This window comes from Mesorhizobium opportunistum WSM2075, from assembly GCF_000176035.2.
GTDB lineage: Bacteria > Pseudomonadota > Alphaproteobacteria > Rhizobiales > Rhizobiaceae > Mesorhizobium > Mesorhizobium opportunistum.
This window is the reverse complement of the sequence record NC_015675.1, coordinates 3,810,069-3,825,360: the sequence shown is the minus strand read 5'-3', so window position 1 is coordinate 3,825,360 and position 15,292 is coordinate 3,810,069. Positions and strand designations below refer to the sequence as shown.

Here is a 15,292-nt window from a genome sequence, read left to right as displayed (position 1 = left end):
CTCCCATGACCAATGCTCAGATGGCGACCTGCTTCAACGAATGGATGCGGCGCTTCATTGAAGAACCGGAGCGGTTCGAACGCGAGTTCAAATCGGTCAACGAATTTCTTGCCGATGAAGCCGCAGGCAGAGAACCGACCTACGGCGAAACCTGCACGGTCTACATGCAGCAACTCGCCACGGAAGTACCCACCATTTAACCGACGCGAAGGAAAACAGATGTCCGACGACACCGACACTTCGCAGACCGTTGCCGCCGGCCAGCTGCGCGCTCTGATCGAACGCATCGAGCGGCTTGAGGAAGAGAAGAAGACGATCGGCGAAGACATCGGCGAGGTCTACTCGGAAGGTGGCGGCACCGGTTTCGACGTCAAGGCCATGCGCACCATCGTCGCCATGCGCCGCAAGGACCCGATGAAGCGCCAGGAGGAACAGTCGATCCTCGACCTGTACATGGCCGCGCTGGGGATGGTGTGATGCTGAACCGGGCAGACCTCGCCAGGGCGCAGACAATCCTCACCGACCGCGACGCCAGCCAGCGCGTGCGCGATCTCGTCACCACCAAGGGCATCGAACTGATGGCCGGCGACGTCAAGGACAACTGCATCGTCGTCATCTCGATCGCCTACCAGCGCCGGATCATCGCCGATCTAACAGCGTCGCTGGATCAGGAAATCGACGCCGCCAACGCAGAGCTGACCGCAATGGGAGTGGAACCATGAGCACACGCGACAATCGTGATGACGGCTGGGTTGCCGTCGCCGGCATCGTCATAGGCATCATTGCCGCATGGCTGGCGGTGCACTGATGGCCGGGTCTGTCAACAAGGTCATCCTGGTCGGCAATCTCGGCGCCGATCCCGAGATCCGCCGCAGCCAGGCCGGCGACCCGATCGTCTCGTTTCGCATGGCGACGTCGGAAAGCTGGAAGGACAAGGACAGCGGCGAGCGCAAGGAACGCACCGAATGGCATTCGGTGGTCATCTTCAACACGCAGCTCGCCGAGGTTGCCGAAAAATATCTGAAGAAGGGCATGAAGGTCTATGTCGAGGGCCAGCAGCAGACCCGCAAATGGGCCGGCCAGGACGGCATCGACCGCTACACCACCGAGACGGTGCTGAACCGCTTTCGCGGCGAGATCCAGATGATCGACAAGTTGCCGTCCAACCGCCCGCCCGGTGTCGAGGGCGCCGACGACTATGGCAGCCAGCGTTCGCGCGAGACCGACGATCGCCGCGCCGTCGAGGAACGCACCCGCCAATCTTTTGCGGACAAGACACCGCAGGCCTCGCGTGGCTCGCGCGAACTCGACGACGAGATCCCCTTCTGATGAACGCGCCGCTCTCCCGCCGCGAGGCGATCCGCGCCAGGATCATGGTCTGCGTCGAGATCGTCGACACCGGCTATGTCGACGCCTCTGGCCAGCCGTCGCCGTGCCATATCTGGACAGGGCCGGACAGTGGCAGCGGGCGCGACGGCGGCTATCCCCGCATGTCGCTCGACGGCCAGACGGTCGCCGTCCACATCGTCAACTGGACCAACGAGCACGGTTTCATCCCCGGCAAGAAGCAACTCGACCATCTCTGCCGCACCCGCCGCTGCATCCGCGACGACCACCTCGAAATGGTCACCCACAAACAGAACCAGAAACGCCGCGACCAGGCGCTGAAAACCAGGAGGCAAGCATGCCCGTAAAATACCTGTCGTGGATCACGCGCGACATGCTGCAGGCAGAGCCGCGGGCGCGCTTCGTGTTCGGCGACAACGCTGAGCGCGTCGGGCTTGGCGGCCAGGCCGCTTCCATGCGCGGCGAGCCGAACGCGATCGGCGTCGCCACGCTCTATGCGCCCGGCCACTACTACCGCGCCGATGACCCGCTGGCGCTTGCCACCGTCGTCGGCGATCTCGGCAACGTCGCGGTTGCCCTCAACCGGGGCCTGACCGTCTACGTGCCGACCGATGGGCTGGGCACCGGCCTTGCCCGTCTGCCTGAAAATGCACCCGCTCTGCATCGGTTGATCGTCGCGTTCTTCCGCGCCGCACCTGGCAAGCCCTGCCCCTGGAAGGACATCTGACATGGCTCGCACCAAGAAACCCGACATTGCCAGCACCGCCCCGATCCTCGCCTACAAGGGTTTTAACGAGGATCTCGCCTGCACGCCGCAAGGCAAGTTTTTCCAGTTCGAGAGCGGCAAGACCTACAGGCACGACGGCAAGGTCAAGGCCTGCGAGAGCGGATTTCATGCCATTACCGGTCATCCGTTGGCACTGTTCAAATATTACGCGCCGGCGGGCACGCGCATCTGCCGGGTCGAGATCTCCGGCCAGATGGACAGCGACGATGGCGGCGAAAAGACGGCCGCCGAGATCCTGACGGTCGGCAAGGAGATCGGCCTGACGCAATTGATCCTCGACGCGGCCAAATGGGTCATCGATCGCGCCAAGCCTGTCGACGGCAATTACACGGCCGCCGCCAGCGAACGCGTCGGCACCGACGATACCGGGGGCGCTGCCACCGCATCGGGAACCGGAGGCGCTGCCACCGCATCCGGTTATCAGGGCGCTGCCACATCATCTGGAGAACGGGGCGCTGCCACCGCATCGGGAGATTGGGGCGCTGCCACCGCATCCGGTTATCAGGGCGCTGCCACCGCATCTGGAGAACGGGGCGCTGCCACCGCATCGGGAGATTGGGGCGCTGCCACATCATCTGGAGAACGGGGCGCTGCCACCGCATCGGGTGCGCGGGGCGCTGCCACCGCATCGGGCGAACAGGGCGCTGCCACCGCATCGGGCGAACAGGGCGCTGCCACCGCATCTGGATGGTGGGGCGCTGCCACCGCATCCGGTTGGCAGGGCGCTGCCACCGCATCGGGTGCGCGGGGCGCTGCCACCGCATCGGGTGCGCGGGGCGCTGCCACCGCATCTGGATGGTGGGGCGCTGCCACCGCATCGGGTACGCGGGGCGCTGCCACCGCATCGGGCGAACAGGGCGCTGCCACCGCATCAGGCTTTGAAGGCAAGGTGCGCGGCAAGGACGGCTGCGCGCTGTTCCTGGTTGAGCGCTCGACCTCTGGCGAGATCCTGCACGCATGGGCCGGCATTGCCGGCCGCGATTGTATCAAGCCCGACAAGTTCTATCGCCTCGTCGATGGCAAGCCTGTCGAGGTCGAATAGGAAAAATGTCGACCCGCTCCGACAAACGCAAACCAGTGACGCTGGACGAGATCGAGGCCGGCCTCGATCTCGTGGCCAGGCGGATGGAGAAGCTTGGCTCCAGGGCCGATCTCTACCTGCCGATCTGGCGGGCGCTGGAACGGGAACGCGACAAGCGCGTCGAGAAGCACGTCATTCTCGCCGCGGCACAGGCACGCCTCGCACGATCGCCATCTACACAATCGACTGGTCGAACGGCAGCGCAATCTTCATAAGTTCCCGACGCCGCCAGTCGAGCGAGCCGCCGGAGCCGTATTTGGGGCGATCGACGGTATGGCCCATCAGCAAGCGGCGCAGCTCGTCATCGAGGCCGGCTTCCTTCATCCTGTCCTCGAACGAGTGGCGGAACGAATAGACGGTGTGCGCCTTGGTCGGCAGCAGGCTGTTGGCGCGCAGGAAATGGTTGAGCGTCGCCGACAGTTCGTTCTCTCGGTTGCGGTAGCGCGGGAAGCCGGTCTTGTGGCGTTCCGCCGCGGCAAGCGCGACGCCGACCAGCGGCACCAGGCGACGCGACGATTCGGTCTTGATCTCGCGCGGGTTGGCCGGATCCTCGCGCGGCTCGATCGAAAGATGCGGCACCTTGTTGGACAACCGGATGGCGTGCGGCTCGAGGTTGCAGATCTCGCTCGGCCGCGCCCCGGTCTCGATCAGGATCAACAGGATGCCGCGCGCCTCGTCGTTGAGCGTGGCCAGGTTTCCGGGCTTCATCATCGTGTCGCGGATCCATTCGGTCGGGATCGGCGGCCGCGAGCGCTTCTTCTTCAGCGAGAAGCCGAGGCCTTCGAACGGATTGTCGCGCCGCGCATCGCCCTGGTATTTGAAATAGGCCTCGTAGAGCACCCGCATGTTGCCGAGGTCGCGGTTGCCCGAAGAGGCCCCGGCCGTCGAGGACCCTTCCTTGGGCGCGATGCGGCCCAGCCAGTGCCGGTAGACCTTCTTGGCATGGTCGATGCCGATCTCTTCCATCGCGATGTCGCCGTTGAGCTTGATGAAGTTGTTGATGGCGCGCCGCTTGACCTTCTTCCATTGGTCCTTCTGCACCTGGCTTTTGCCGATCAGCTCGTCGGCGACGATCTCGTTGCAGTAGATGTCGAAAGCATCACTGACCTTGGTGTCCGGCACCTCGACCGCGCCGAGCAGCGGGTCGGCGATCCGGTCTTCCTGGCCGCTCGCCAGCACATGGCGGATGCGGTCCATGAGATCGTTGAAGGCTTCCGGCTCCTCGAAATAGGTAGCGCCATGGAAGGTGAAGTCGAGTGCCTCGACGCGCTTGACGGCGGCCTCGTAGCGCCGGCGGGCAGGATCGGTAACACCCTTGGTGATCAGCGAGGCCCAAAGCGCATCGTCGGCCGCCTCGAGCAGATCGCGCTTGCCGCGCGCCAAGGTACGATCATCGGTCTTGAGCGAGGCGCGCACATGCGGCGCCCGTTCGTCGAGATGGGCGATCGTCACCGGCACGCGGCGCTTGTAGTGGTAGTTTCCCTGACGGATGGTCAGGTACCTGTCGGGATCGGTCCGGGTTCGATTTCGACCCATGTACGCACCTGCAAAAAGCCTGTCGGGGCTTGGTATGTGGCGCGATTAGTGGCACAAAACAGACCATTGATGCAAGGCCGGCAAAATCGAATGCTTGATTTGTGTAATGAAATCAACGCGCTAGGTGCGAAAATCGGCCTGAAATACTGGTGCGGTCGAGAAGACTCGAACTTCCACGGGTTGCCCCACAGCGACCTCAACGCTGCGCGTCTACCAATTCCGCCACGACCGCACGTGGTAGGAGCCGGAACCGACCGGCTCGCGGCGTGTAGCAAATCGTTTCCGGCGAAACAAGTGCGCCGCGAGCAATAATCTCAAGCGATTGGCATAACGGTCCACAGGATTGGAAAACTGGGCCGGAACTGGACGTTTTGCCCGTTTGAGGCCATATGGAAGCAAATGCATGTCGCCCGGAAGTGCAAGGCGGTCTTGGGCTATGGTATGCATGGGCAAAAAGCGACACGCCATGACAGAACGCAGCCAGATCGCCACGTCATTCCTGCCCCTGCCCGGGTCAGCGCCGGTCGAATGGCGCATCGAGCCCAGCCTCACCGCCTATCCCGACGCGCTTGCCTTCATGGAGGCGCGCGCCGAGGCGATCCGCAGTGGTGCCGCCGGCGAGATGGTCTGGCTTGTCGAACACCCGCCGCTCTACACCGCCGGCACCAGTGCCCGCGTCGAGGATCTGATCGAGCCTGACCGCTTTCCGGTCTTTTCGGCAGGACGCGGCGGCGAATACACCTATCATGGGCCGGGCCAGCGGGTTGCCTATGTGATGCTCGACCTGAAGCGGCGCCGCGAGGATGTGCGCGCCTTCGTCGCGGCGCTCGAACAGTGGATCATCGGCACGCTCGCCGCCTTCAATGTGCGCGGCGAACGCCGTGAGGATCGGGTCGGCGTCTGGGTGGTGCGGCCCGATCGCCCCGCACTGCCGGACGGCTCTCCGGCCGAAGACAAGATCGCGGCCATCGGCATCCGGCTGCGGCGCTGGGTGAGCTTTCACGGCATCGCCATCAATGTCGAGCCGGAGCTGGCCCATTTCAGCGGCATCGTGCCGTGCGGTGTCCAGGACCATGGCGTCACCAGCCTCGTCGACCTCGGCCTTCCCGTTGGCATGGCCGACCTCGATCTGGCTCTGAAATCCGCCTTCGAGGACGTGTTTGGTCCGGCCATCGCCTTGCCTGTCGAAGCGGCCCGCAAGGCCGGTTGAGCCTTTCGAGTTCAGGCAGATTAAATTAGCTGCCCCGACGCCCACAACACACCGCAGCCATGGATGACGAATACCGCCAGCAGCGCTCCGGCGATGGCGAAGCGGTCGACGATGCGGATCGGCTCCAGTTCGTGACGCGGCTTTATCCCGCTGCCCACCGTCAGCAGGCTGAGGATCGAAAAGACCGCTCCCGCGACGATCAGGAACCCTGACGAGAAGCCAGCCTGCCGGCCGAGCGCCAGGAAGGCGGACAGCAGGAAGAACGAGGCCAGCGCCAGCACGATCGGCCCCGGGCAGATCTGGCGGAGCACCTGGCCGCCGTCGAACTTCCACACCGGCACCAGATTGGCGATGTTGAACAGGGCGGCACAGCCGGCCAGCGCCGCCAGCAGCGCGGCGGCGGCCTTGTGCCCCTCGCCGCCGGCAAACACGCTGGCGGCAATGACGATAGGCACCAGGAAGGCGGAGAACCCCGCCCCCATCAGCGCCACGAAGGCCACCTCGAAACGGCTGTTGTAGGGCCGGCCGCCAATGGCGATGCCGCCGAGCAGCGGGATGAAGATCATCCGCGCCTTGCGGTGGCCCATCAGGCGGAACGCCGCCATGTGGCCGAGTTCGTGCAAGGCCACGACCGACGTCAGGATCGAGGCCAGCGCCAGCCCGCCGAGGTGCAGCCCGAAGAACGGCCACAGGATCAGTGCCGACAGCACGGCGAAACCGACCTGGCTCAGCGGATGCTCGAACCAGCCGCCCTTGCGATACTGCCCGGTGACCGCCCAGCGCTGCAGCTTGGAAAGTTCGCGGCGCATGGCGAAATAACGGAACACCAGGAAGGCGACGCCACGGTAGCGGTCGGTCCGGCCGAGCGTCACCCGCGTGCCGCCGCCTTCCGAAACGAGATCCGTGGTCTCGCTATAATCCTTCCAGAACGAGCCATCGAGAGCGGTGTCCTCGATGACGCGCATCGTGAAGCTGCTGCCTTCGACGACGTCTTCGAGCTTCGACCTGCGCTCGATCGGCTTGCCGTCGCGGCCTTCCCACGACAGCATGATGCGGGCCTCGCCCTCCCCGTCCAGCGCTTGCGCCGACAGGATCTCGCCGGACCAGCCGGCATCGCTGCCGAGCGGCCACAGCGCCTGCCAGAGGCGCTGCCGGTCCATGGCGACCACGCGGCTGGACCTCACCGTGCGCAAACCGAGCGGCACGGTTATCAGGAGGAAGATCAGCCCGAGATTGCTGACCACCAGAATGGCGGTGATGATGGGCGACACCTGGACGTTGCTCCTGCCTTGGTGGAGAACCCTAACGTCGCGGCGGCAAGAAAGGCTTAACGGCGGGGCGGCCTTGCGCCCGCCGGAACTGCGGCGGCGCAAGCCGCCAAATCACATGGCTCCGATCCAGATCGCCATGGAAACGAGAAACGCACTCATGCAAACCAGCGAGACGACATCCTGAACCAGATCGGTCATAACTCTCTCCTGTTGTTGATATGTTCGCAATTTGTTCTAATTTTGTTTCAAAGTCAACGAGCAGAATCCGCCCGCGGCCGGAATCTTCGAGCGATCAAATCGGCAGGGTTAAGAAAAGGTTGACGGCGCGGCACCTATCAACAGGCACGCCAGCTTGCACTCAATCTCGGTCGAGACAATAGTGGCTAAGCTGTGCGACTACCGAGTGATGGACGTGGGGCAACACAAAGGCGCCAATCAAGCCGATCGCTGGCGAAAGCGCATGAGACAAGGCCGCCGGTGGCGCCTCTCTCGCAACTTTGTAACCTGGCTGCTCATCCTGGCGATGGTCGCGATCTCTTCCACCTTGATCGCACTGAATGCTCACTGGCGGTTCTGAGCCTGGGACTCTCGGAGAGATCGGAATCCCTGGCGACAATCTATATCCGCGGAAACTCTCGCTGGAGGTGTCCAGGTGGACTCGCCCCTGCAGCGAGGTGCCCCTAAAGCGGCACCACCTTGCCGTCGGCCAGCGTGACGCGCCTGTCCATGCGCGATGCCAGCTCGTGATTGTGGGTGGCGATCAGCGCGGCGAGGCCCGACTGCCGGACCAGCGCCTCCAGCGCCTCGAAGACGTAAGAGGCGGTAACCGGATCGAGATTGCCGGTCGGCTCGTCTGCCAACAGCACCAGCGGCGCATTGGCGACCGCGCGCGCGATGGCGACGCGCTGCTGCTCGCCGCCGGACAGCTCGGCCGGCCGGTGCGAGGCGCGCTTGCCGATCTGCATGTAGTCGAGCAGTTGCGCGGCGCGCTCGGACGCTTCCTTGCGGCTCAGCCCCTTGATCAGTTGCGGCATCATGATGTTTTCCAGCGCGGAAAACTCCGGCAGCAGATGATGGAACTGGTAGACGAAGCCGACATCGTTGCGGCGGATCGAGGTGCGTTCGTCGTCGGACAGCCGCCCGCAGGCCCGGCCGGACAGGATGACGTCACCGGCGTCGGGGCGTTCCAGCAGGCCCGCCGTGTGCAGCAGCGTCGACTTGCCGGTGCCCGACGGCGCCACCAGCGCCACCATCTCGCCGCGCCGCAGCGCAAAATCGGCGCCGTTCAGGATGGTGAGCTTGCGCGGCCCCTGGACATAGTGCCGCTCGACGCTCTTCAGCTCGATAATGACCTCGGCCACTATTCGTACCTCAAGGCTTCGACCGGATCGAGGCGAGCCGCCCGCCATGCCGGAAACACGGTCGCCAGGAAGGACAGGCCAAGCGCCATGATGATGACATAGGTCGTCTCGCGCGGGTCCATCTTTGCCGGCAGCTGGCTGAGGAAGTAGAGTTCCGGGTTGAACAGCACCTTGCCGGTCATCCAGGAGAAGAACTGGCGGATCGATTCGATATTGGTGCAGATGACGACGCCGAGCAGAACGCCGGCAAGCGTGCCGGTGACACCGATCGCAGCCCCTGTCATCAGGAAGATGCGCAGGATGGCGCCGCGCGAGGCGCCCATGGTGCGCAGGATGGCGATGTCGTGCCCCTTGTCCTTCACCAGCATGATCAGGCCGGAAATGATGTTGAGGGCCGCCACCAGCACGATCAGCGTCAGGATCATGAACATGACGTTGCGCTCGACCTGCAGGGCGGAAAAGAAGGTCTCGTTGCGCTGGCGCCAGTCGACCATGTCGATCGGCCGCTGCGCCGCCTCTTCCACCTTCGGTTTCAGCGCGTCGACATCGTCGGGATTGTCGACATAGATCTCGATCGTCTGCGCGCGTCCGTCCATGTTGAAATAGAGCTGTGCCTCGGAGAACGGCATGTAGACGATGGAGGTATCATATTCCGACATGCCGACTTCGAAGATCGCCGAAATCTTGTAACCCTTCATGCGCGGCGTCGTGCCGATCGGCGTCACGTCGCCATCGGGCGAGATCAGCGTGATGGTGTCGCCCAGCGTCAGGCCGAGATTCTCGGCCATGCGCTTGCCGATGGCGACGCCCTCGCCGCTGTCGAAATCGGCGAGCGAACCCTGCTTGATGTTGTTGGCGACGATGGCGATCTTGCCGAGATCCTCAGCGCGTATGCCACGCACCAGCGCACCGGTGCCGCCACCGACATTGCCTTGCGCCAGCACCTGGCCGTCGATCAGCGGGATGGCGTATTTGACGCCGGGCACGCCGTTGATGCGGCCGGCGACCTGGGCGTAATCCTCGAGCGGCGAATCGATTGGCTGCACGATCAGATGGCCGTTGACGCCGAGAATCCGCGTCAACAGCTCGGCGCGGAACCCGTTCATCACGGCCATCACCACGATCAGCGTCGCGACGCCCAGCATGATGCCGAGGAAGGAGATCGAGGCGATGACCGAGATCACCGTCTCCTTGCGCCGCGAACGCAGGTAGCGCCATGCGACCGTGCGTTCGAAGATGGAAAAGGGACCGGCGCCCGCCGATCTTGCCGCGGCCGCCTCGCTCATGCGGCGGCACCGAAGCGTTTTTTCGCCTCAGCGATCGGCAGCGTCTCGCGCTCGCCGGTCTTGCGATTCTTGATTTCGACCTCGCCAGCGGCGACGCCACGCGGCCCGACGATCACCTGCCAGGGCAGGCCGATCAGGTCGGCGGTGGCGAACTTGCCGCCCGGCCGCTGGTCGGTGTCGTCGTAGAGCACATCCTTGCCGGCATCGGCAAAGGCGGCATAGAGCTCGTCGCAGACGCGGTCGCAGTCGGCGTCGCCCACCTTCATGTTGATCACGCCGATGTCGAACGGCGCCACGGCTTCCGGCCAGATGATGCCGTTCTCGTCGTGGCTGGCTTCGATGATCGCAGCGACCAGCCGTGACGGGCCGATGCCGTAGGAACCGCCGGAGACGAAATGATCCTTGCCGTCGGGGCCGGTCACCTTGGCGCCCATGGGCTTGGAATATTTGTCGCCGAAATGGAAGATATGGCCGACCTCGATGCCCCGCGCCGAGACACGGTCGGCTTCGCCGAGCTTGTCCCACGCCGCTTGGTCATGCATCTCGTCGGTGGCGGCGTAAGGCGTCGTCCACGTCTTGACGATGTCGGCGATCTCGCCGTCATTGGCAAAGTCGGTGTTTTCGCCGGGCACCTGAAGCGACAGATAATCGCGATCGCAATAGACCTGGCTCTCGCCGGTGTCGGCCAGGATGATGAATTCGTGGCTGAGATCGCCGCCGATCGGCCCGGTATCGGCCCGCATCGGGATAGCTTGCAGGCCCATGCGCGTGAAGGTCCTGAGATAGGACACGAACATCCTGTTGTAAGCCGCTTTGGCGCCCTCGAAATCGAGGTCGAAGGAATAGGCGTCCTTCATCAGGAATTCGCGCGAGCGCATGACGCCGAAGCGCGGCCTCACCTCGTCACGAAACTTCCACTGGATGTGGTAGAGATTGAGCGGCAGGTCCTTGTAGGACTTGACGTAGGCGCGGACGATTTCGGTGACCACTTCCTCATTGGTCGGACCGTAGAGCATGTCGCGGTCCTGCCGGTCCTTGATGCGCAGCATCTCCTTGCCGTAGTCGTCGTAGCGGCCGCTTTCGCGCCACAAATCGGCCGACTGGATGGTCGGCATCAGGATTTCCAGCGCACCGGCGCGATTCTGCTCCTCACGGATGATCTGGCAGACCTTGTCCAGCACCCGCTTGCCGAGCGGCAGCCAGGAAAAACTGCCCTGCCCCTGCTGGCGGATCATGCCGGCACGCAGCATCAGCCGGTGCGAGACGATCTCGGCCTCGCGCGGATTTTCTTTGAGGATAGGCAGGAAATAGCGCGACAAACGCATGGACTGGTCCGTGAATGAGAACGGCCGCACCAGAATCGGCGCGACGCAGGTTTGCTTGCCCCGGCTTCATAGCCATTTCATGGCGGAATGGAAACCCGGCCATAGCCGCACATCAACGCCTTCCGGCCCGGAATCCCTTGGTTCCCGGGTCAGGCCGCGCTGGCAATCGAGCGCGCTGAACCACTTCGGATTTGGCCTCCAATTCTTTGCGCGCGTCAATGCAGAACATGCCGTAAAGGCTCCCTTGGACACTGCTGGTCGTTTCGAAAGCAAAGCATGCCATACTATTGTGCAGTGCAGCACGAGAATGCCTGTTTCGAGGCAAAATTCTTCGTGACATTTTCATTCGGCTTAGGCTAATGTCCCGCGATAACCGAGAGGGCGGAGACAAATCTGCTCTCCTACGCGGTCAAAGTCTTGGGAGGATGCGATCTAGGCGCGGTTACTCGCTGCCGCCGGAAACCGGAAACAGATCGGACGCGTTTAATTGCAAGGCCTCGTGCCTTGCATTTTTTTTGTGCAATCACCTGGTTAGCGCGGCGAGTTGCCAGCTTACATGACCTAGCGTCAGCGCGGGGCGTGGTGGCATTTCAAGCCCATCCGTACCGCTCCGATGTCGGCTAAGCAGCCTTGCCGGGCGATCTACTTCGCTGGGGTCTGGCCGAAATCCGGCACGATGTGCGGGATGTCGTTAAGGCTGTATCCCAGCCCGTGCGTCAGGCCATAGAAAATGCCCATCAGGATCGCCGTGGCGATGGTCGTGCGGATCACGGCGCGCAGCATATGCGGCCCGCGCGGCGCGCTCGGCACGGTGCCCAGCGTCACGTCGTGATCATCGTCCTGCGTCCTCACGCTGAACGGCAGCACAGCGAACAGCACCACCCACCAGGTCGCGAAAAACAGCGCGGTGAACGAAACCCAGCTCATGATTGCTCCAGTTCGATCAGCGCGCCGAAGAAATCCTTCGGGTGCAGGAACAGCACCGGCTTGCCATGCGCACCCAGCTTCGGGTTGCCGTCGCCGAGCACACGGGCGCCGGCGGCCTTGAGCTGGTCACGCGCGGCCAGGATATCGTCGACCTCGTAGCAGAGATGATGCATGCCCCCGGACGGATTCTTCGCCAGGAACGCGGCGATCGGCGAGCCCTCGCCAAGCGGCTCCAGCAATTCGATCTTAGTGTTGCCGACATTGACGAACACCACGGTAACGCCATGCTCCGGCAGCGCCTGCGGCTCGCTCACTGCGGCGCCAAGCGTATTGCGGTAAGCAGCAATTGCCGCCGCCAGATCCGGCACCGCGAGCGCGACATGGTTCAGTCGTCCGAGCATGTGCGAGCGATCACTCCTCTTTCCAGTGACTGCGTCATACGTCAAATCGACCGATATCAATAGCCATTCACGAGGCGCGCACTGTCGCACTTCGATGATCATTCTTCCAAATCACGATCGAGGCTGTTCCGATCGCCAGCCGCAAAGTACAAACGGCAATGTCCGATATCCGCCCTGCCCGCGCCCGCATCTTTCCTTTCGATCTTGGGTCATTCAAAGTTGCCGCCTTGCTCGATGCCGTCGATGTCCGCGACAACCTCGCATCGGCCTTCGCAGCTGGACAACCGCCAGGCGCGGCGCTCGAACTCGCGGCCTCGAACTTCATCGACCAGGACCGATACGAACATTGTTTCATCCCGACGCTCGTCGACACCGGTTTCGAAAAGATCCTTTTCGACACCGGATGCGGAGACGAAGACAGTTCACTCCTCGACTGTTTGCAAGACCTTGGGCTCGGGGCGGATGACATTGATGTGGTGGTCATCACGCACGGCCACCCGGATCATATCGGCGGGCTCGTCAGGAATGGCGAACCCGTTTTCCGTCGAGCACGCTATGTGTTCGGCGCGGCCGAATTCGCTTTCTGGACCGAGGCAACAGCGGTCCGCGAGGCCAGATTGGCCAACCGTGATCTGTTCAGGCAGATTTGCACCGGGCTGGCCGACCAGACAACATTCATAGCACCCGGAGATGAGGTGCTGCCCGGCGTCACTGCAATCGACGCCGCCGGTCACTCCCCCGGCCTCCTGGCATTTCTCGTCGAAAGCGGCGGCCAGCGATTGCTGATCTGGTCGGACGCCTTCCTGCACTATGTCGTGTCTGTCCAGCAGCCGGATTGGCATGCCGATTTCGATGATGACAAGCAACAGGCGGTCGAGACGCGCAAGCGGCTGCTGAAGATGGCCGCGGAGCAGCGCCTGCTGGTCGCTGGCCACCACATGCCATTTCCAGGCCTGGGTTACATCGAATCGGCGAACGGTTCTTTTCGCTGGCTTCCGGTCAGCTATCAGCTCAACGTGTAGCTGCCATTTTCACCTTGTGACGAACACCGTCACCAGCGGCTTCTTGCCCCAGGCCTCGTTGGCGGCGCCGCGCACCGCGCGCCGTACCGCCTCCTGCACCAGGTCGAGGTCCTTTCGGCGCTGGCGGGGGATCGAGTCCACCGCGCCGACGGCCGCATCGATCATCAGGTCTTCCAGCGTCTCGCCACGCGCATCGGCCTCGGCGACGCCGATGGCGACCAGGTCGGGATCGCCGGCCAGTTCATATTTGTCGTCGAGCACGACATTGACCGCGACATGGCCGGCAAAGGACAATTTGCGCCGATCGCGAATGCCCATCGCCTGGTCGGTGCCGATCAAATTGCCGTCCTTGTAGATGCGGCCGAACGGCACCTGGTCGATGATCGTGGCGGGACCGGGAGCGAGCCGCAGCATGTCGCCGTCGCGCACCTGCGCCACCTGGCCGATGCCGGAGGTCGACATCAGCGATCCCTGCGCCACCAGATGCGCGGCCTCGCCATGCACGGGAACGCCGATCTGCGGGCGCACCCATTCATACATCTTGCGCAGTTCGCTGCGGCGGGGATGGCCCGAGACATGCACCAGCGCGTCGCCGTCCTCGATGATCTTGATGCCGAGATCGATGAGGCGGTTCTTGATCTCGAGGATCGCCTTCTCGTTGCCGGGAATGGTGCGCGAGGAAAACACCACCGTGTCGCCCGCCGTTAGCGATACCGATTTCATCTCGTCGCGTGACAGCTTGGCAAGGGCTGCCAGCGGCTCGCCCTGGCTGCCGGTGCAGATGATGACGAGGTTTTCGCGCGGGATGAAGCCGAAATCCTCCTCGGCAATGAACTCCGGCAGGCCGTCCATGTAGCCGAGCTCGCCGGCCACATCGATGACGCGCTTCAGCGAGCGGCCGAGCACCAGGCACTGACGGCCGGCATCGCGTGCTGCCCTGGCGATGGAGACGATGCGCCCGACATTGGAGGAGAACGTGGTGACGGCGACGCGGCCCTTGGCGGCCTGGATGACGCCCTTGAGGCCCTCGCCCACCGCGACTTCCGAAGGCGACTCGCCTTCACGCAGCGCATTGGTCGAATCGCAGATCAGCGCCAGCACGCCCTTGTCGCCATAGGCACGGAAGCGCGCTTCGTCGGTCTTCGGGCCGATCGTCGGTTCCGGGTCGATCTTCCAGTCGCCGGTGTGGATGACGGTGCCGGCCGGCGAGGTGATCGCCAGCGACATCGGCTCGGGAATCGAGTGTGCCACCGGAATGGCCTCGATCTCAAACGGGCCGACGGTGAACTTCTCGCCCGCCCGGTAGATCGTCAGCGGGATCTTCGGTGCACCCTGTTCGCCTTGCCGCTTGGCTTCCAGCAGCCCGGCGCTGAACGGCGTCATCCATACCGGCGCCTTCAGCTTCGGCCAGGTGTCGAGCAGCGCGCCGTAATGGTCCTCATGCGCATGGGTGATGATGATACCGCGCAGGTTGGCGAGGTTCTCCTCGATGAAGCGGGTGTCCGGCAAAATCAGGTCGACGCCCGGATGCGCCGCATCGGGAAAGGTGACGCCGACATCGATGATGATCCATTCGCGCGCGCTCGGCGGGCCATAGCCGTAGAGGGCGAAGTTCATGCCGATCTCGCCAACGCCGCCGAGCGGCACGAAGACGAGTTCGGCGTTTTCCGCTTTCGCCATGATTTTTCCCTTCCTGGCCCTCAGGCCAAGCCGTTGAAGCAATTCCAGGAAAAGTGTG

The 15,292-nt window shown here is 63.6% G+C and carries 18 protein-coding genes and 1 tRNA gene; 10 read left to right on the top strand and 9 right to left on the bottom strand.

Annotation, left to right across the window (positions count from 1 at the left end):
* Positions 1–5 precede the first annotated feature (5 nt).
* The 8 genes from MESOP_RS18390 (at position 6) to MESOP_RS33795 (ending at position 3,430) form a co-directional block, all read left to right on the top strand.
* Positions 6–200, top strand: coding sequence for a hypothetical protein (locus tag MESOP_RS18390; RefSeq protein ID WP_013894840.1), 195 nt, complete (start codon positions 6–8; stop codon positions 198–200).
* A 19-nt stretch (positions 201–219) separates the two neighbouring features.
* Positions 220–477, top strand: coding sequence for a DUF2312 domain-containing protein (locus MESOP_RS18385; RefSeq protein ID WP_013894839.1), 258 nt, complete (start codon positions 220–222; stop codon positions 475–477).
* Entirely contained in the window at positions 477–722 is a 246-nt protein-coding gene (locus tag MESOP_RS18380; protein WP_013894838.1) for a hypothetical protein, read from the top strand. The genes MESOP_RS18385 and MESOP_RS18380 overlap by 1 nt, the downstream gene beginning before the upstream one ends.
* A gap of 85 nt (positions 723–807) precedes the next feature.
* A complete protein-coding gene (gene ssb, locus MESOP_RS18375; protein WP_013894837.1) occupies positions 808–1,329 on the top strand; it encodes a single-stranded DNA-binding protein in 522 nt (173 codons plus the stop codon).
* Complete coding sequence (locus tag MESOP_RS18370) at positions 1,329–1,694, top strand: HNH endonuclease signature motif containing protein (protein WP_013894836.1); 366 nt, start codon at positions 1,329–1,331, stop codon at positions 1,692–1,694. The genes ssb and MESOP_RS18370 overlap by 1 nt, the downstream gene beginning before the upstream one ends.
* Positions 1,685–2,074, top strand: a complete 390-nt coding sequence (locus tag MESOP_RS18365; protein WP_013894835.1) for a DUF7831 domain-containing protein — start codon at positions 1,685–1,687, stop codon at positions 2,072–2,074. The genes MESOP_RS18370 and MESOP_RS18365 overlap by 10 nt, the downstream gene beginning before the upstream one ends.
* Position 2,075: 1 nt before the next feature.
* The gene (locus tag MESOP_RS18360; RefSeq protein ID WP_013894834.1) at positions 2,076–3,176 is read left to right on the top strand and encodes a DUF7666 domain-containing protein; all 1,101 of its coding nucleotides are present in this window, start codon (positions 2,076–2,078) and stop codon (positions 3,174–3,176) included.
* 5 nt (positions 3,177–3,181) lie between these two features.
* Complete coding sequence (locus tag MESOP_RS33795) at positions 3,182–3,430, top strand: hypothetical protein (protein ID WP_013894833.1); 249 nt, start codon at positions 3,182–3,184, stop codon at positions 3,428–3,430.
* On the opposite strand, the gene MESOP_RS18355 is transcribed toward MESOP_RS33795, so the two are convergent.
* Together MESOP_RS18355 and MESOP_RS18350 are read right to left on the bottom strand one after the other, a co-directional pair.
* A complete protein-coding gene (locus MESOP_RS18355) occupies positions 3,390–4,751 on the bottom strand; it encodes a tyrosine-type recombinase/integrase (protein WP_013894832.1) in 1,362 nt (453 codons plus the stop codon). The genes MESOP_RS33795 and MESOP_RS18355 overlap by 41 nt on opposite strands.
* Positions 4,752–4,898: 147 nt before the next feature.
* A tRNA-Leu gene (locus MESOP_RS18350) sits at positions 4,899–4,983 on the bottom strand.
* A 234-nt stretch (positions 4,984–5,217) separates the two neighbouring features.
* On the opposite strand from MESOP_RS18350, the gene lipB reads away from it, so the two are divergent.
* On the top strand, positions 5,218–5,961 hold the full coding sequence (gene lipB, locus MESOP_RS18345; RefSeq protein ID WP_041164789.1) for a lipoyl(octanoyl) transferase LipB: 744 nt from the start codon (positions 5,218–5,220) through the stop codon (positions 5,959–5,961).
* A gap of 20 nt (positions 5,962–5,981) precedes the next feature.
* Here lipB and MESOP_RS18340 read toward each other — a convergent pair whose 3' ends face one another.
* From MESOP_RS18340 to mce, 6 genes are all read right to left on the bottom strand, one after another.
* Positions 5,982–7,232 carry a peptidase M50 gene (locus tag MESOP_RS18340; protein ID WP_013894830.1) on the bottom strand — a complete coding sequence of 417 codons (1,251 nt, stop codon included), beginning with the start codon at positions 7,230–7,232 and terminating at the stop codon, positions 5,982–5,984.
* 680 nt (positions 7,233–7,912) lie between these two features.
* The gene (locus MESOP_RS18330; RefSeq protein ID WP_174324799.1) at positions 7,913–8,596 is read right to left on the bottom strand and encodes an ABC transporter ATP-binding protein; all 684 of its coding nucleotides are present in this window, start codon (positions 8,594–8,596) and stop codon (positions 7,913–7,915) included.
* Positions 8,593–9,879: a lipoprotein-releasing ABC transporter permease subunit gene (locus tag MESOP_RS18325; RefSeq protein WP_013894828.1), complete on the bottom strand. Its 1,287-nt coding sequence runs from the start codon at positions 9,877–9,879 to the stop codon at positions 8,593–8,595. The genes MESOP_RS18330 and MESOP_RS18325 overlap by 4 nt, the downstream gene beginning before the upstream one ends.
* Positions 9,876–11,204: a proline--tRNA ligase gene (gene proS / locus MESOP_RS18320; RefSeq protein ID WP_013894827.1), complete on the bottom strand. Its 1,329-nt coding sequence runs from the start codon at positions 11,202–11,204 to the stop codon at positions 9,876–9,878. Before proS ends, MESOP_RS18325 begins: the two co-directional genes overlap by 4 nt.
* 642 nt (positions 11,205–11,846) lie before the next feature.
* A complete protein-coding gene (locus tag MESOP_RS18315) occupies positions 11,847–12,131 on the bottom strand; it encodes a DUF1467 family protein (RefSeq protein ID WP_010910093.1) in 285 nt (94 codons plus the stop codon).
* On the bottom strand, positions 12,128–12,532 hold the full coding sequence (gene mce, locus MESOP_RS18310) for a methylmalonyl-CoA epimerase (protein ID WP_013894826.1): 405 nt from the start codon (positions 12,530–12,532) through the stop codon (positions 12,128–12,130). The genes MESOP_RS18315 and mce overlap by 4 nt, the downstream gene beginning before the upstream one ends.
* 227 nt (positions 12,533–12,759) lie before the next feature.
* Here mce and MESOP_RS18305 point away from each other — a divergent pair, with 227 nt between their 5' ends.
* Positions 12,760–13,554 (top strand): MBL fold metallo-hydrolase, encoded by a 795-nt coding sequence (locus MESOP_RS18305; RefSeq protein ID WP_245264900.1) that lies wholly within the window; start codon positions 12,760–12,762, stop codon positions 13,552–13,554.
* Between the two features lie 9 nt (positions 13,555–13,563).
* Here the strand turns inward: MESOP_RS18305 and MESOP_RS18300 are convergent, their stop codons facing one another.
* Positions 13,564–15,234 (bottom strand): ribonuclease J, encoded by a 1,671-nt coding sequence (locus tag MESOP_RS18300; RefSeq protein ID WP_013894824.1) that lies wholly within the window; start codon positions 15,232–15,234, stop codon positions 13,564–13,566.
* Between the last annotated feature and the right edge of the window lie 58 nt (positions 15,235–15,292).

Coding starts and splice junctions, on each gene's coding strand:
- MESOP_RS18390 (WP_013894840.1), top strand. CDS start 6: ATGACCAATGCTCAGATGGCGACCTGCTTCAACGAATGGATGCGGCGC.
- MESOP_RS18300 (WP_013894824.1), bottom strand. CDS start 15,234: ATGGCGAAAGCGGAAAACGCCGAACTCGTCTTCGTGCCGCTCGGCGGC.
- MESOP_RS18355 (WP_013894832.1), bottom strand. CDS start 4,751: ATGGGTCGAAATCGAACCCGGACCGATCCCGACAGGTACCTGACCATC.
- MESOP_RS18380 (WP_013894838.1), top strand. CDS start 477: ATGCTGAACCGGGCAGACCTCGCCAGGGCGCAGACAATCCTCACCGAC.
- MESOP_RS18315 (WP_010910093.1), bottom strand. CDS start 12,131: ATGAGCTGGGTTTCGTTCACCGCGCTGTTTTTCGCGACCTGGTGGGTG.
- mce (WP_013894826.1), bottom strand. CDS start 12,532: ATGCTCGGACGACTGAACCATGTCGCGCTCGCGGTGCCGGATCTGGCG.
- lipB (WP_041164789.1), top strand. CDS start 5,218: ATGACAGAACGCAGCCAGATCGCCACGTCATTCCTGCCCCTGCCCGGG.
- MESOP_RS18370 (WP_013894836.1), top strand. CDS start 1,329: ATGAACGCGCCGCTCTCCCGCCGCGAGGCGATCCGCGCCAGGATCATG.
- MESOP_RS18385 (WP_013894839.1), top strand. CDS start 220: ATGTCCGACGACACCGACACTTCGCAGACCGTTGCCGCCGGCCAGCTG.
- MESOP_RS33795 (WP_013894833.1), top strand. CDS start 3,182: ATGTCGACCCGCTCCGACAAACGCAAACCAGTGACGCTGGACGAGATC.
- ssb (WP_013894837.1), top strand. CDS start 808: ATGGCCGGGTCTGTCAACAAGGTCATCCTGGTCGGCAATCTCGGCGCC.
- MESOP_RS18360 (WP_013894834.1), top strand. CDS start 2,076: ATGGCTCGCACCAAGAAACCCGACATTGCCAGCACCGCCCCGATCCTC.
- MESOP_RS18325 (WP_013894828.1), bottom strand. CDS start 9,879: ATGAGCGAGGCGGCCGCGGCAAGATCGGCGGGCGCCGGTCCCTTTTCC.
- MESOP_RS18365 (WP_013894835.1), top strand. CDS start 1,685: ATGCCCGTAAAATACCTGTCGTGGATCACGCGCGACATGCTGCAGGCA.
- proS (WP_013894827.1), bottom strand. CDS start 11,204: ATGCGTTTGTCGCGCTATTTCCTGCCTATCCTCAAAGAAAATCCGCGC.